Genomic DNA, 14637 nt, shown 5'->3' with positions numbered 1-14637 from the left:
GTCGTCGGCGGCGTGAACGGCCAGCCGAATAGGGCAGGATCGAAGGATCATGGCAACTCTTGAAGCGCTCCCGCACGTGACAGACCCCGACGTTCTCTTCGAGGCCTTCGAGCTGTGGGCCGGGGAACAAGGCCTGTCGCTGTACCCGGCGCAGGAAGAGGCGCTGATCGAGATCGTCTCGGGCGCGAACCTCATTCTGTCCACGCCCACCGGAACCGGAAAGTCCCTCGTTGCAATCGGCGCGCATTTCGCTGCGCTGTCGGCCGGAAAGCGCAGCTTCTACACCGCGCCGATCAAAGCCCTCGTCAGCGAAAAGTTCTTCGCACTCGTCGAGATCTTCGGCGCGGAGAACGTGGGCATGATGACGGGCGATTCGTCGGTGAACGCCGACGCGCCGATCATCTGCTGCACCGCCGAGATTCTGGCTAACCTCGCGTTGCGAAACGGCGAGGACACGCCCGTCGATCAAGTGGTGATGGATGAGTTCCACTTCTATTCGGACCCCGATCGTGGCTGGGCCTGGCAGGTTCCGTTGCTCACTCTGCCGCGGGTGCAGTTCATTTTGATGTCGGCGACGCTCGGTGATGTGACCGAGCTCGCAGAGGATCTCACCCGCCGAACCCGGCGGCCGACGGCGCTCGTGACCGGGGTCGAACGCCCGGTTCCGCTGCACTACTTCTACCAGCTGACGCCGATTCACGAGACCGTTGAAGAGCTTCTCGGCACGGGGCAGGCTCCCGTCTACGTCGTGCACTTCTCGCAGGCCGCCGCGCTGGAACGGGCACAAGCCCTGGCCAGCGCGAAGGTCGCCACGCGCGAACAGCGGGATGCCATCGCAGAGCTGATCGGTGAGTTTCGATTCACGACAAGTTTCGGCAAGACACTGTCCCGGCTGATCCGGATGGGCATCGGCGTGCACCACGCCGGCATGCTGCCGAAATACCGGCGTCTCGTCGAACAGCTCGCGCAACGTGGACTGTTGCGGGTGATCTGCGGCACCGACACCCTTGGCGTCGGCATCAACGTGCCGATTCGCACCGTGCTGTTCACCGCGCTCACCAAATACGACGGCGTGAAGATGCGCCAGCTCAATGCCCGAGAGTTTCACCAGATCGCTGGTCGCGCCGGTCGGGCCGGCTTCGACACGGCCGGAACCGTTGTCGCACAGGCTCCCGATCACGAGACAGAGAAACTCAAGGCCATCGAGAAGGCCGGTGACGATGTCAAGAAGAAGCGCAAGATCATCCGAAAGAAGGCACCGGAAGGTTTCGTCTCGTGGGGTGAGCCGTCGTTCCAACGATTGATCGCAGCCGAGCCGGAGACTCTCACCTCGAGCATGCAGATGACCAGCGCCATGTTGATCAATGTGATCGGACGCGGTGGCGATGCGTTCGCCAACGTTCATGCGCTGGTGTTCGACAACCACGAGCCGTGGAAACGCCAGCTGGCGCTCGCTCGGCGTGCGCTCGGTATCTACAAGACCCTGCGCGAAGCGGGGATCGTCGAGCAGTCGGCATCCGGCGAAATTCGTCTCACCGTTGACCTGCAGGCCAACTTTGCCCTCAACCAGCCTCTGTCACCGTTCGCCCTGGCCGCGTTCGATCTGCTCGACCCCGAGGCGCCGACCTACTCCTTGGACATGATCTCGATTGTCGAGGCGACGCTCGACGACCCGCGCCCGGTACTCTCCGGTCAACAGTTCGTCGCCCGCGGTGAGGCCGTCGCAGCGATGAAGCGCGAGGGCATCGAATACGACGAGCGTATGGCCCTCCTCGAGGACGTCACCCACCCGAAGCCGCTCGATGAGCTGCTGAGTTACGCGTTCAACACCTACAAACTGTCGCAGCCGTGGATCGCCGACTTCGAGCTGCGCCCCAAGTCGGTCGTGCGCGACATGTACGAGCGGGCCATGTCGTTCGGTGAGTTCATCGCCTTCTACAAGCTTGCCCGCAGTGAGGGCGTCGTGCTGCGCTACCTCTCTGACGCGTACCGGGCCGCACGCCAGACCATTCCCGACGAAGCCAAGAGCGAAGACCTACTCGACCTGATCGAGTGGCTCGGCGAGCTCGTGCGCCAGGTCGACTCGAGCCTGCTGGACGAGTGGGAAGAGCTCATCCACCCGGATGCCGCGGCTCACGCAGCCGGGGCCCACGTCGTGATGCCTCCCGCACCGAAACGGCTCACCACGAACGTGCGGGCGTTCCGCATCCTGGTGCGAAACGAGCTGTTCCGGCGGGTGCAACTCGCCGCCCTCGAGAACTACGAGGCACTCGGAGAACTCGATTCAGCATCCGGGTTCGACGCCGAAGCTTGGGCGAACGCGCTCGACGGATACTACGACGAGCACACCGAGATTCTCACCGGCGCGGATGCCCGAAGCTCGGCCCTGCTGATCATTGAGGAGGGGGCGACGTCCTGGACGGTGCGCCAGATTCTCGACGACCCGGCCGGTGATCACGACTGGGGCTTCACCGCCGAGGTCGATCTCGAGGCGTCGGACGAGGCCGGCGAGGCGATCGTGCGCATCGCCGCGGTCAATCGGCTGTAGGTCGCGCTCACGCTCGTCGACCCCTGGCCCCTCGGCGAGTCGAGCCCCCTCCGCTGGTCGAGCCTGTCGAGACCCCGCGAGTCGCCCCGCCCTCCGCTGGTCGAGCCCCCTCCGCTGGTCGAGCCTGTCGAGGCCCCGCGAGTCCCCCCTTCCCCCGCTGGTCGAGCCCCCTCCGCTGGTCGAGCCTGTCGAGACCCCGCGAGTCGCCCCGCCCTCCGCGAGTCGAGCACCCCTCCGCGAGTCGAGCACCCCTCCGCTGGTCGAGCTTGTCGAGACCCGTCTGCCCACCGGCTGCGACCCGTCTGCCTGAATCAGAGAGGACAATGGTTACCATGACCTCTGTGCCCCGCGTCCTCTTCGTCTGCATTCACAACGCGGGCCGATCCCAGATGGCGGCCGGGTTTCTGAGCTCACTCGGGGGCAGCGCTGTGACGGTCCGCTCGGGTGGCTCTGAGCCGGCGGATCAGATCAATCAGGTCGCGATCGCGGCCATGCGTGAGGTGGGCATCGACATTTCTGAGGGGATCCCGCAGCTCATGACGGCCGAGGCCGTGCAGGAATCGGATGTCGTCATCACGATGGGTTGCGGGGATGTCTGCCCGATCTTCCCGGGGAAGCGCTACGAGGACTGGCAACTCGCCGACCCGGCCGGGCAGGGCCTCGAAGCCGTGCGTGAGATTCGCGACGACATCCGGGTCAGGGTCGAGTCGCTGCTCGCGGGGCTGCTGCCCGCCTGATCCGCGTAGAAATCGGGCCCGATTACCGGGGTGGGGCGACACTTCGGAATGTGTCAGGGTAATTGTCAAGCCAGCCCCAGTTGGCGCTCGGCCAACTCACCAGCACGGCACGGCCGACCACGGTGCTCTGTGGAACAAAGCCACTGCCCGGATCGCCAGTGGTGAAATGGAACGAAGAATCCGCCGAGTGATAGCGGTTGTCGCCCATCACCCAGAGTGAACCAGTGGGAACTGTGGCCGTGAACGTGCGGGGCGTCGCTTTCGTCTTGCCGGGCGGCACGACGATGTACGGCTCGTCGAGAGCGACTCCGTTCACCGAGACGGCCCCTGACGATGTACAACACGTCACGGTGTCGCCGGCCAGCCCGATCACGCGCTTGATGAGGTGTTCGCTACTGTCTGCCGTGCCGAGCCCTACCGCGGTCAACGCGCCCGCGAGAAAACCGCGGGGTCCCGACGAAGCGGTTGTCGAGGGGCCCAGCCAGTGTGCCGGGTCTCGAAAGACCACGATGTCACCGCGACTGATCGGTATCAGCGCAGGAACCAGTTCATTCACGATGATCCGATCGTCGATCTGCAGGGTGTTCTGCATCGACGCAGACGGAATGTAGAACGGCCGGATCAGGAACGTCTTGACCGCCGTCGAGATGAGAAGTGCGACCACGACAATCACTGCCAGGTCGCGGAGCAACAACCACCCGGACGGGCGACGAGCCAGGGGACCCGGATCGGTCATGGCCTTAGCGCTTCGCTGTCCAGTCGAGGTTGATGATCTGGTTGATGTAGATATCTTCGCCGAGGCCGGGAACAGACGGATTCATGTGCAGGAACTGCTGCACCGGCACATCGAAGCGCTGCGCAATATCGAAGAAAGTGTCGCCCGAGACGACGGTGTAGGTGAGAAGGTTGCCCGAGCCGTCTGACGTCGTGCTGCCCTCAGCGCCGGGGGTGGCACCGAGGTCGACGGCCGGTCCGGGTTCAACGATCGGGGCCGGAGCATTGGGGATGGGCTGGCCGACCGGGGGGTTGGGCACCAGCTCGGGCTCGGCAACCACGATCGGTTCAGGCGTTGGAGTTGGCGTGGGTGAGGGTGTCGCACGGGGAGAGGTCGCAGGCGGCGTTGGAGTCACCGTGACAGTCGCCTGCGCGGTCGGGGTGCCCATGCATCCGCTCAGACCGAGCACCAGCGGCGCACTGAGAAGCAGAGCGAATACGACAGAAATGTGAGTGCTGCGGCGCACCGATGCGTGATGAATGATGACCCCCATGAGTTCCGTCAGTTTAGGGGATTAACCGATGGCCGCGTCAGCATTCGATCACATTGACGGCGAGCCCGCCCTCGCTCGTTTCTTTGTACTTCTTCTTCATATCGAGGCCGGTCTGTCGCATCGTTTCGATGACGGTGTCGAGCGAGACCAGGTGCGTACCGTCGCCGTGAAGGGCGAGGCGGGCGGCCGACACCGCGGTCGACGACGCGATGGCGTTGCGTTCGATGCACGGCACTTGCACCAGGCCGCCGACCGGGTCGCAGGTGAGTCCAAGGTGGTGCTCCATGGCAATCTCTGCCGCATTCTCGACCTGCCGGGGGGTTCCACCGAGCACGGCGCAGAGGGCACCGGATGCCATGGCGCACGCCGATCCGACCTCAGCCTGACAGCCGCCTTCCGCACCCGAGATCGAGGCGTTCGCCTTGACGAGCGAGCCGATGGCGACCGCAGTGAGGAGATAGCGGCGAAGACCAGCCGCATCCGCTCCGGGAACGAATTTGAGGTAATAGTGACCGACAGCGGGAATGATGCCGGCAGCACCGTTCGTGGGCGCCGTGACCACGCGGCCCCCCGATGCGTTCTCTTCATTGACGGCAAGCGCGAAGGCGTGCAGCCACTCGGTTGATGTGTCGCGGTCGCGGAGCGGCAGGCTTTCGTATTCCTGAAGCTGCCTGCGGATGTCGGCGGCACGCCGTTTGACTTTGAGGCCACCCGGCAGGATGCCCTCCGTATGCAGGCCGGCCTCGACACAGACGTGCATGGCATCCCAGATGGCATCGAGGCCCGCGTTCAGGGCGTCGGCGCCGTGGATTGCCTCCTCATTGATGCGGGCCACCTCGCAAATACCGATTCCGTGGGTGTCACAGAGCCCCAGAAGTTCCTGGCTCGACGCGTACGGCATCGGCTGGTCGAGGGCGTTGTGTGGTCCGACCGGGTCGCCGTCACGGCGAATGAACCCGCCACCGATCGAGTAATAGGTTTCTTCGAAGAGGGGGAGGGCATCCGTCGACCATGCGGTGAGGGTGAGCGCGTTCGGGTGACCGGGAAGGCGAGTGCGCGGCTCGAAGCTCACGTCATCTCGGGTGACCGCGATCGTGTGTCGGCCAAGCAACGACAGGGTTGCGTTGTCGGGAAGGGCGGACCAGGCGGCCCGTACGTCTGCAGGATCGCAGGTCTCGGGGCGAAAACCGGCCAGGCCGGCGAGCACGGCATCCGGGGTACCGTGGCCGAGACCCGTCGAGCCGAGCGAGCCATAGAGCGAGCAGCTGACACGTTGGGTCTGGTCGAGGTGGCCCGTCGCCTCGAGGTTCTTCGCGAAGGCGAGTGCCGCCCGCATGGGGCCGACAGTATGCGAACTTGACGGTCCGATACCGATGGAAAAGAGGTCGAGGGCAGAGACGTAGGCGGTCACGCGTTCATACTACGTCGGGTCGTTGTGAGGGTGCACCTCTGGAACTGGGTTCGGTTGCGTTGCTCGGAGGCCCGCGCGGACTGCTCGCCGCCAGCGTCCCGGGTGAAACGTGGGTTCAACGGATGGTCGTGCGCGCGGTGATCTGACCGGTGTCGAAGCCGAGCAGGTGTAGCCCGCCGTTGAACCGGGCGTGCTCGATTTTGAGGCAGCGATCCATCACGACGTTCAGGCCGTGGGCCTCGCCGTACTGGGCGGCGTCCTGATTCCAGATGCCGAGCTGCACCCAGATGGTGGGCGCGCCGATCGCTAGAACATCGTCGATGACCGCCGGAATGTCGGAGGCGCGGCGGAAGACGTCGACGATGTCGGGCACCTCGGGCAGTGACGCGAGGTCGGGGTAGGCCTTCTGGCCGAGGATGGTGTCGGCGTTCGGGTTCACGAAGTAGACCCGGTAGTCGCTGGACTGCTGCAGGTAGGTGCCCACGAAGTAGCTCGACCGCGCCGGGTTCGGCGAGGCTCCGACGATGGCGATCGAATGTGCTCCGCGCAGCAGCTTCAGGCGACCTTTGGCGTCGGGTCCCTCCCAGACGTCGTTCGTGTCGGGGCTCATCTTGATCCCTTCGTTCCGGTGACGGCCTGAGCAAGCGCCTGGTCGAGGTCATAGATGATGTCGTCGACGTCTTCGATGCCGACGCTCAAACGCACGAGGCCCGGCAGCACGCCGGCGTCACGCAACTGTTGCTCACTGAGCTGGGCGTGGGTGGTGGATGCCGGATGGATCACGAGGGTCTTCGCATCGCCGATATTGGCGAGGTGGCTGGCCAGGTCGACCGACTCGATGAACGTGCGGCCGGCGTCGCGGCCCCCCTTCACGCCGAAGGCGAAAACGGATCCCGGCCCCTGCGGCAGATACTTGAGGGCGCGGTCGTGGTGCGGGTGGCTGGGCAGCCCGGCCCAGTTGACGTAGTCGACCCGGGGGTCGGCATCCAGCCATTCCGCCACGATGCGCGCGTTGTTGACATGCGCCTGCATCCGGTACGGCAGCGTTTCGACGCCTTGCGCGAGTAGGAACGCGGAGTGCGGAGCCAGGGTGGGGCCGATGTCGCGTAGCTGTTCGGCACGCAGCCGGGTGAGAAAGGCATACTCGCCGAAGTTGCCCGACCACTCCAGGCCGCCATAGCTACCGACCGGCTCGGAGAACAGGGGGAACCGGTCGGTGTTCCAATCGAACCGGCCGCTCTCGACGACCACCCCGCCGAGAGTGGTGCCGTGTCCGCCGAGAAACTTGGTCGCCGAGTGGATGACGATGTCGGCGCCCCACTCGAATGGGCGACACAGGTAGGGAGTGGCGATGGTCGAGTCGATGATCAGGGGGATGCCGGCGGCGTGGGCGACGGCGGCCAACCCCTCGATGTCGGCGACCTCACCCGAGGGATTCGCGACCGTCTCGGCGAAAATCAGCTTGGTTTTGTCCGTAATCGCCGCGGCGTAAGCGGCCGGATCCGCGCTCTGTACGAACGTCGTGTCGACGCCGAACCGGCGAAGCGTGACGTCGAGCTGGGTGATCGAGCCGCCGTAGAGATTGGCCGAGGAGACGATGTGGTCGCCGGCGCCGGCCAGGCTGGCGAACGTGATGTACTGGGCGGCCAAACCGCTCGCGGTGGCGACGGCACCGAGCCCGCCTTCCAGACTCGCGATGCGTTCCTCGAACGAGGCCGTCGTGGGGTTTGAGAGCCGTGAATAGACGTTGCCGTATTTTTGCAGGGCGAAACGGGCGGCGGCATCCGCGGTGTCATCGAAGACAAACGCACTGGTCTGGTAAATCGGCAGTGCCCGGGCACCCGTGACCCGGTCGGGGATGTTGCCCGCGTGAATTGCGCGCGTGCTGAAGCCGTACTCGCGATCTGCCATGACCACACGCTACCGACCATCGCGGCAACGGACGGTGCCGGGTTGTAACAGAGCGCAATGCGATGCGGCAGGATTGAGCGCATGAGCGAGACGGTCGAAACGGTTGTGATCGGTGGCGGAGCGATGGGATCGGCGACCGCCTGGCAGCTGGCTCGGCGCACTCGCCAGGTGATGCTGCTCGAACGTTTCGCTCCGGGGCATCTGAGGGGCGCCTCGCACGGAGGTTCGCGCAACTTCAACACCGCCTATGCCGACCCGAGTTACGTGGCGATGTTGGCTGAAGCTCTGCCCCTCTGGCGCGAGCTCGAAGCCGAGTCCGGTGTGCGTGTGCTCGATCAAGTGGGCATCGTCAACCACGGGCCACACGCCGGTTACGACCTCGTCGCCGAGCGCATCCGGGCGGCCGGGTTCGAGGCCGAGTTTCTGAGCCCGCAGGGCGCGGGGGAGCGGTGGCCCGGCATCCGCTTCGACGGTCGTGTGCTGTTCAACCCCTCTGCCGGGCGTCTGAACGCGGATGTCGCAGTCGCAGCCCTACAGAGCGCCGCGGCGACGGCGGGGGCGGATGTGCGTCACAACACCCGGGTGCTGCGCGTGCAGGTGATCGGTGACGACCACGTGCGCGTGACGACCGAGCAGAGCGTCGTGGACGCCCGTCGGGTCGTCGTCACCGTAGGCGCCTGGACGACGGGCTTGCTCGGGGATCAGGTCGCGCTGCCGCGGCTGGTCGTGACCCAGGAACAGCCCGCGCACTTCGCACTGCGCGACAGCTCGCCCGAGGCGCTCGCGCGGGCCGCGACCCACTGGCCCGGCTTCAACCACAACCTCGACCGACGGGCAGAGGGCTCGGCCCGGTGGTATTCGCCGGTCTACGGCATGTACACCCCGGGCCAGGGTGTGAAGGCCGGCTGGCACGGTGCCGGGCCGATCGTCGACCCCGATGCGCGCAGCTTCCAACCCGAACGCGTGCAACTTGCCGCGTTGCAGCGCTACGTGCGGGAATGGCTGCCCGGCGCCGACGCCGATGCGATCGAACCGATCAGCTGCACCTACACGACGACAGCTAACGAGGATTTCGTGCTCGACCGAGTCGGCCCGGTCGTCGTCGGCGCCGGGTTCAGTGGTCACGGCTTCAAGTTCACGCCGACCATCGGACGGATCCTGGCTGATCTGGCAACGGATGCCGCGCAGCCGCTTCTGCCCGACCTCACGAAGTTCGCGCTGAATCGCGCCTAGTCCCGCGCACTGAACCTGCCCACTCTGTCCCGCTAGGCTGATCCGAGGCCGCTGACCCGGCCCCGGACGACGGATCAGTACCCGGAACGCGACAAGACTGGCCAGTGGAGCACGTCATGTCATGGATCATTCTCATTGCGTCCGGAGTCTTGGAAGCCGTCTGGGCGACAGCCCTCGGCAAGTCCGAGGGTTTTACCAAACTCTGGCCGAGCGTCATTTTTGGCTTGACCATCGTCGCCAGCATGGCGGGTCTGGCCTTCGCCATGCGCGAGATCTCGACCGGCACCGCTTACGCGATCTGGGTCGGCATCGGTGCGGCACTCACGGTGCTCTACGCCATGATCTTCGGCGGCGAGCCGGCGTCGCTGATCAAGATTCTGTTGATCTTCGGCTTGGTTGGCTGTGTCGTCGGCCTCAAATTCGTCGACGGCGGTCACTAAACGGATCCGTATCTCGAGGTTCCGCTGATACCTGCAAGTGGGTGGGCCTAGCCTGCATTTATCTCAATCGAGAACGCTCGTGCCAGAGCGGAGTGAAGAGATCCCGTGAGCCACCCTCGAGTCGGGGACCGAGGTCACGAGAGGCTCGGCCCACGTTTCGTCGCCCGATTCCACACGCTTCCGTTGATCGAGCCCTCCCGTTGATCGAGCCCTCCCGTTGATCGAGCCCTCCCGTTGATCGAGCCCTCCCGTTGATCGAGCCTGTCGAGATCCCGCGAGCCACCCTCGAGACCGGGTACCGAGGTCTCGACACGCTCGACCCACGTTTCGGCGCTCGAGCCCGCACCCCTTCCGCTGATCGACCCCCACCCCGTTGATCGAGCCTCCCGTTGATCGAGCCTCCCGTTGATCGAGCCTGTCGAGATCCCGCGAGCTACCCTCGAGACCGGGTACCGCGGTCTCGACACGCTCGACCCACGGTCGGTAATCGGCCCCGTACCCCTCCCGCAGATCGACCCCCGCACCGCTGATCGAGCCCGCACCGCTGATCGAGCCCGCACCGCTGATCGAGCCCGCACCGTTGATCGAGCCCGCACCGTTGATCGAGCCCACGCCGTTGATCGAGCTCGTCGAGATCCCGTGAGCCACCCTCGAGACCCGGGGGCGCGGTCTCGACAAGCTCGACGGACGGTTCGACGTTCGAGCCCGCCCCCCTTCCGCTGATCGAGCGTGTCGAGATCCCGTGAGCCACTCTCGAGACCATGGCCGAGGTCTCCGACGGGCTACTAGTTCTCGATCACTCCACAGACACAGCTTCTAGAAGTTATGCACCGATACTGAGAAAAGCTCGTAATCATGTTCACTTTTTGGGAGAATAGAGCTATGTCAATCACCTCCCCACCCCCCGTCTCCGCCCCGGAGCCGACACCCGCCTCGGGTACGTCGGCACCGACCGCGGCCATGGTGCTGGCGGCGGTCGAACAGGCCCGCTCGGTTCTGGCAGTGCTCGGCACCGTCAGCCCCGACCGGTTCACCGACGACGACCTCCTCGGTGTGCTCGGTGCGTTCGAAGGCGTCGGCCGGCTCGTCGATGCCGGCCGGGTGGCTGTGGCGGCGACGGTCGAGGAACGCTCCGGCCGGTGGCTGGGCCGGGACTCCCTGGCGGCGAAGCGGGGCTGCACGAGTGGCATCGACCTGATCACCCGGGTCACCCGGGTTTCCGGCCGGGAAGCGAAACGGCGTAGCGCCCTCGGTCTGCGGATGCGGGACACGCAGCACGTCGGCACGATCATCCCCGCACTGTTCCCCACGGTGGGTGCCGCGGTCGCTTCGGGCTTGCTGGGGGTGGATGCGGCGGAGGTGATTATGTCCGGTCTGGCCGAGATCTCCCCGCGTGTTGCCCCTGATGATCTTGCGGCTGCGGAACGCGCTCTGGTGTCTGCGGCGACGGGCACGATCACGGCCGAGAATGAGGGTGAGCCGGGCGCGGGCTTTGCGTTCTCGGCGGACTCGATGCGGGTGCAGATGTTGCAGTGGCAGGCGGCGCTGGACCCCGACGGGGTGGCACCGAATGAGGTCGAGGGTGAGGCGACGAGCACGATCAGTTTCGGCCGCTTCAAAGACGGAATCTACCCGGTGCGAGGCGGGGTGACTCCTGATCTGTACGGGATCATGAACCTCACCTTCGACGCGTTCATTGCCGCCCGCAAAACCCCCGCGTTCCCGACCGCCGCCGAGCAAGCCCGCGACCAGGCACGCGACGACCGCGCCGAGCTAGACGGACAAGACCTGAACGACGACCACAACCTGAACGACGAGCACGGCCGCGAGCACGACCGCGAGCACGACCGCGACTGGCACGACGAGCACGATGAGCACGACGAGCGCGACCACGACCACGACTACGACCGTGACCATGACGACCACGGCCAGGGTGCAGCCTCAGCCGAGGCTCCTCTTCCCGGGTCGGCCGGGCACGAGTTCGATGACGTCGACACCCGCACGGCCGGTGAGAAGCGGGCCGATATTCTGCGCGGCATGTTCACCCAGCTGGCCCAGGCCGATAACACGCCCAGCATTGGTGGTGCACCGCCGACCGTGGTGGTGCATGTGAACGTGAACGATATTGAAGCCGGGCGCGGTGTCGGCTGGATCGACGGCGTCGACGCCCCCATCTCGCTTCGCACGGTGGATCAGATGATGTGTGCCGGAGGCACCCAAACGGTTCTGTTCGGTCAGAACGGTGAGGTTCTCACCCTGACCGATCCGCAACGACTGTTCAACCGTGCCCAACGCCGGGCGATCCTCGCCCGCGACGGCGGCTGCGGCGTTCCCGGCTGCGATGCCCCCGCACAGTGGCTCGAGTTTCATCACGTGATCCCCTGGAGCAAAGGCGGCGTCACTGAGGTCGACAATGGTGTGGCGTTGTGTTGGCGACATCATCACACCATCGAAACCTCCGGCTGGGAGATCCTCATGGTCAACGGTCGGCCCCGCGTGAAGGCCCCGGCCTGGATCGATCCGAGCCGTACCTGGCGTGACGCCAACCGCCACCGCACCGACACCCACCGCCGCGACTGATGCGCCGCGACTGGCCTGCCGGGACTGAGCTCACCGCGATTGGCTCGCGCCGCGATTGGCTCGCGCCGCGCCGACACTCATCCATCGAATCGACTCCGAAGAACGCAGTGTTTGCTGGCGGCGGCCCTGACCCCCGGGTCGGGTGTAGCGCGTCAGCCGATCTGTACCGCGCCAAAGGCGAGGGCCGCGATCAGCACCCATGAGAGAAGGCCAACGATCAGGGCGCGCCATCCGGTGCGCACGAGCGAAGCAAGCCGCACGGACGAGCCGAGCCCGAACAGGGCCATCGCGAGAAATGCCGTCTGTGCAAAGTCGGCGGCATCCAGAACGACAGCCGGAAGCGGCAGCAGCGTGCGCAGCAGCGCTGCGGCAATGAACCCGGCCACGAAAAGTGGCACGATCGGCGGACGTTTGGTCATGCCTTCCTCGGCCGAGCCAGTGCCGTTGGAGAGCCCCAGTGCGTGTCGGCGCCGTTCGACGATCGACGCGACGGCCACGATCGGTGCGAGCATGAGCACCCGGGTGAGTTTGACGACGATGGCCACAGCAAGGGCTGCCGAACCGGCGATCTGCGCCGTCGCGACGACCTGACCGACGTCGTGCACCCCCGCACCGACCCAGTGCCCGAATTGCAGATTCGTCAAGCCCAGCGGATGCCAGAGCGCTGGCAACACGGCAATAGCCAGCGTTCCACAGAGGGTGACGAGCGCAACCGGGGTTGCTGTCTCCTCGTCCTTCGCCTTGACCACCCCACTCATTGCGCCGATCGCCGACGCACCGCAGATTGAGAAACCAGTGGCGATCAGCAACGGCTGGTGTCCGGGAAGGGCGAACCAGCGGCCGAGCCAGAACGTGCCGGCGAAGGTGATCAGTACGATCGCGACAGTGGTCGCAATCGCTGTCCAGCCCAGCCCGGCGATATCCACGAGGCTGAGCTTGAGACCGAGCAGCACGATGCCGAGCCGCATGAAACGTTTGGAGGCGACCGACAGCCCCGGGGCCAAAGCGCCCGTGAGTGACGGCCGGGCCGCCGGGATCTGAGCCACGATGATGCCGAGCGCTACCGCGACGGTCAGCAGGGGGAGAGCGGGAAAAAGAGTGTGGATTCCCCAGGAAGCCAGCGCTGCAAGTGCGGCGACCCCGACGCCCCGTTTCCACATGCACAACAGCCTAGATGTACTCTCCCTCGCCGCCGCAGCGATGTGTGAACGGGGGCGGAACCGGCCACTGCTCAGTAATTCCAGATTGCGGGATGCAATACCGCGTGCGAGTGAAGTTGAACGGTATCCTGCCGACAGCGGAAGAGAAGGAAAGCTCCGGTGGTGAGGGGAAAATTGATGTCGAGCACGGCTGTCAGGGCGCAACGATGAAGGATGTCTCGCTCGCTCTGAAGCCGCCGATGGGCTGGAACAGCTGGAACATCTTTCGGTGCTACCAACTGACAGAAGAAGCTGTTCTCGGAATCGCCGATGCAATGGTGGAATCCGGCATGCGCGACGCGGGGTACGAGTATCTTGTCGTCGACGACTGCTGGCAGGCGTTCGCACGCGAATCTTCGGGAAAGTTGCGTTCGCATCCGGCCCGTTTTCCCAGCGGCATGGAGGCACTGGGGGAGCAGATTCACGCGCGTGGGCTGAAGTTCGGGCTCTACCTCTCGCCGGGTCACAAAACGTGTGCGATGATCTACGACCGGTACCCGGCACGCGACATCGGATCGTTCGAGCACGAGCAGCTCGACGCGGACACCCTGGCCGGCTGGGGAGTCGACTACCTCAAATACGATTGGTGTGAGGCGGGCCGAGGGGGTACCGGCCTCACCTACCCAGAAGCCTTTTCCCGGATGGCCGAGGCACTTGCCCGCACCGGACGTCCGATCGTCTACAGCATCTCCGAGTATGGGCGCACCAAGCCATGGGAATGGGCCGCCGATTATGGGCATCTGTGGCGAACCACTCCCGATATCGGGGCGAGCTGGAGATCCGTGATGAAGCTCGTCGATCGTCAACACGGGCTTGCGGAATTCGCCGGCCCCGGAGGGTGGAACGATCCCGACATGCTCGAGGTCGGCAATGTCGGGATCAACGACGTGGAAGCGCGTTCGCACTTCATGTTGTGGGTGATGCTGGCCGCTCCGCTGATGGCAGGAAATGACCTTCGGACGATGACCGCGGCCACGCGGCACACCTTGACACACCCGGGCTTGATCGCGCTGTCACAGGATTCCCTGGGTCGCCAAGGAAGTCGTGTCGCGCGGCAGGGCAAAGTCGAGCTCTGGCGACGTGAGCTCGCGGACGGCCGGGTGCACGGCATCCTGAACCGGGGAGGCCGAGCGGTTCACCTGCAGAGCCGGGACGGCGGCATCGTGCTCGATTCGGGCCGACGGCTCGTCACGGATGACGGGCAACTGGTGTGCGTCTGGACAGGCGAGCCAATCGACGCTGACGGCTGGTCTGCGGCGTTACAGCCGCACGAGATGATTCTCATTCGCTCAGACGGACGCCACTGACAG

12 protein-coding genes and 1 riboswitch are annotated in these 14637 nt (G+C 65.4%); of the genes, 6 read left to right on the top strand and 6 right to left on the bottom strand.

Features of this window, described 5'->3' with window-relative positions:
- The first annotated feature begins 49 nt into the window (after positions 1-49).
- Complete coding sequence (locus tag HNR05_RS08380; RefSeq protein ID WP_179578594.1) at positions 50-2548, top strand: DEAD/DEAH box helicase; 2499 nt, start codon at positions 50-52, stop codon at positions 2546-2548.
- Positions 2549-2880: 332 nt separating this feature from the next.
- Positions 2881-3285, top strand: a complete 405-nt coding sequence (locus tag HNR05_RS08375; RefSeq protein ID WP_179578593.1) for an arsenate reductase ArsC — start codon at positions 2881-2883, stop codon at positions 3283-3285.
- Between the two features lie 22 nt (positions 3286-3307).
- Here HNR05_RS08375 and lepB read toward each other — a convergent pair whose 3' ends face one another.
- From lepB to HNR05_RS08350, 5 genes are all read right to left on the bottom strand, one after another.
- Complete coding sequence (gene lepB / locus HNR05_RS08370) at positions 3308-4021, bottom strand: signal peptidase I (RefSeq protein ID WP_179578592.1); 714 nt, start codon at positions 4019-4021, stop codon at positions 3308-3310.
- Positions 4022-4025: 4 nt separating this feature from the next.
- The gene (locus HNR05_RS08365) at positions 4026-4553 is read right to left on the bottom strand and encodes a LysM peptidoglycan-binding domain-containing protein (protein ID WP_179578591.1); all 528 of its coding nucleotides are present in this window, start codon (positions 4551-4553) and stop codon (positions 4026-4028) included.
- Between the two features lie 37 nt (positions 4554-4590).
- Positions 4591-5964 (bottom strand): L-serine ammonia-lyase, encoded by a 1374-nt coding sequence (locus HNR05_RS08360; RefSeq protein ID WP_179578590.1) that lies wholly within the window; start codon positions 5962-5964, stop codon positions 4591-4593.
- A 115-nt stretch (positions 5965-6079) separates the two neighbouring features.
- On the bottom strand, positions 6080-6574 hold the full coding sequence (locus tag HNR05_RS08355) for a CoA-binding protein (RefSeq protein WP_179578589.1): 495 nt from the start codon (positions 6572-6574) through the stop codon (positions 6080-6082).
- Positions 6571-7875: an O-acetylhomoserine aminocarboxypropyltransferase/cysteine synthase family protein gene (locus tag HNR05_RS08350; RefSeq protein WP_179578588.1), complete on the bottom strand. Its 1305-nt coding sequence runs from the start codon at positions 7873-7875 to the stop codon at positions 6571-6573. The genes HNR05_RS08355 and HNR05_RS08350 overlap by 4 nt, the downstream gene beginning before the upstream one ends.
- 81 nt (positions 7876-7956) lie before the next feature.
- Here HNR05_RS08350 and HNR05_RS08345 point away from each other — a divergent pair, with 81 nt between their 5' ends.
- The 3 genes from HNR05_RS08345 to HNR05_RS08335 all read left to right on the top strand — a co-directional run bounded on the left by HNR05_RS08345 (position 7957) and on the right by HNR05_RS08335 (position 12128).
- Entirely contained in the window at positions 7957-9108 is a 1152-nt protein-coding gene (locus HNR05_RS08345) for an FAD-dependent oxidoreductase (RefSeq protein ID WP_179578587.1), read from the top strand.
- A 41-nt stretch (positions 9109-9149) separates the two neighbouring features.
- A riboswitch (guanidine-III (ykkC-III) riboswitch) is annotated at positions 9150-9214 on the top strand.
- Positions 9215-9224: 10 nt separating this feature from the next.
- Complete coding sequence (locus HNR05_RS08340) at positions 9225-9548, top strand: DMT family transporter (protein ID WP_179578586.1); 324 nt, start codon at positions 9225-9227, stop codon at positions 9546-9548.
- Positions 9549-10430: 882 nt separating this feature from the next.
- On the top strand, positions 10431-12128 hold the full coding sequence (locus tag HNR05_RS08335; RefSeq protein ID WP_179578585.1) for an HNH endonuclease signature motif containing protein: 1698 nt from the start codon (positions 10431-10433) through the stop codon (positions 12126-12128).
- Between the two features lie 152 nt (positions 12129-12280).
- Here the strand turns inward: HNR05_RS08335 and HNR05_RS08330 are convergent, their stop codons facing one another.
- Positions 12281-13288, bottom strand: a complete 1008-nt coding sequence (locus HNR05_RS08330) for a YeiH family protein (RefSeq protein ID WP_179578584.1) — start codon at positions 13286-13288, stop codon at positions 12281-12283.
- 104 nt (positions 13289-13392) lie between these two features.
- Here HNR05_RS08330 and HNR05_RS08325 point away from each other — a divergent pair, with 104 nt between their 5' ends.
- A complete protein-coding gene (locus HNR05_RS08325) occupies positions 13393-14634 on the top strand; it encodes a glycoside hydrolase family 27 protein (RefSeq protein ID WP_218868848.1) in 1242 nt (413 codons plus the stop codon).
- The last annotated feature ends 3 nt before the right edge of the window (positions 14635-14637 follow it).

Source organism: Leifsonia psychrotolerans, assembly GCF_013410665.1.
GTDB lineage: Bacteria > Actinomycetota > Actinomycetes > Actinomycetales > Microbacteriaceae > Cryobacterium > Cryobacterium psychrotolerans_A.
This window is presented reverse-complemented; position numbering and strand designations above follow the sequence as displayed.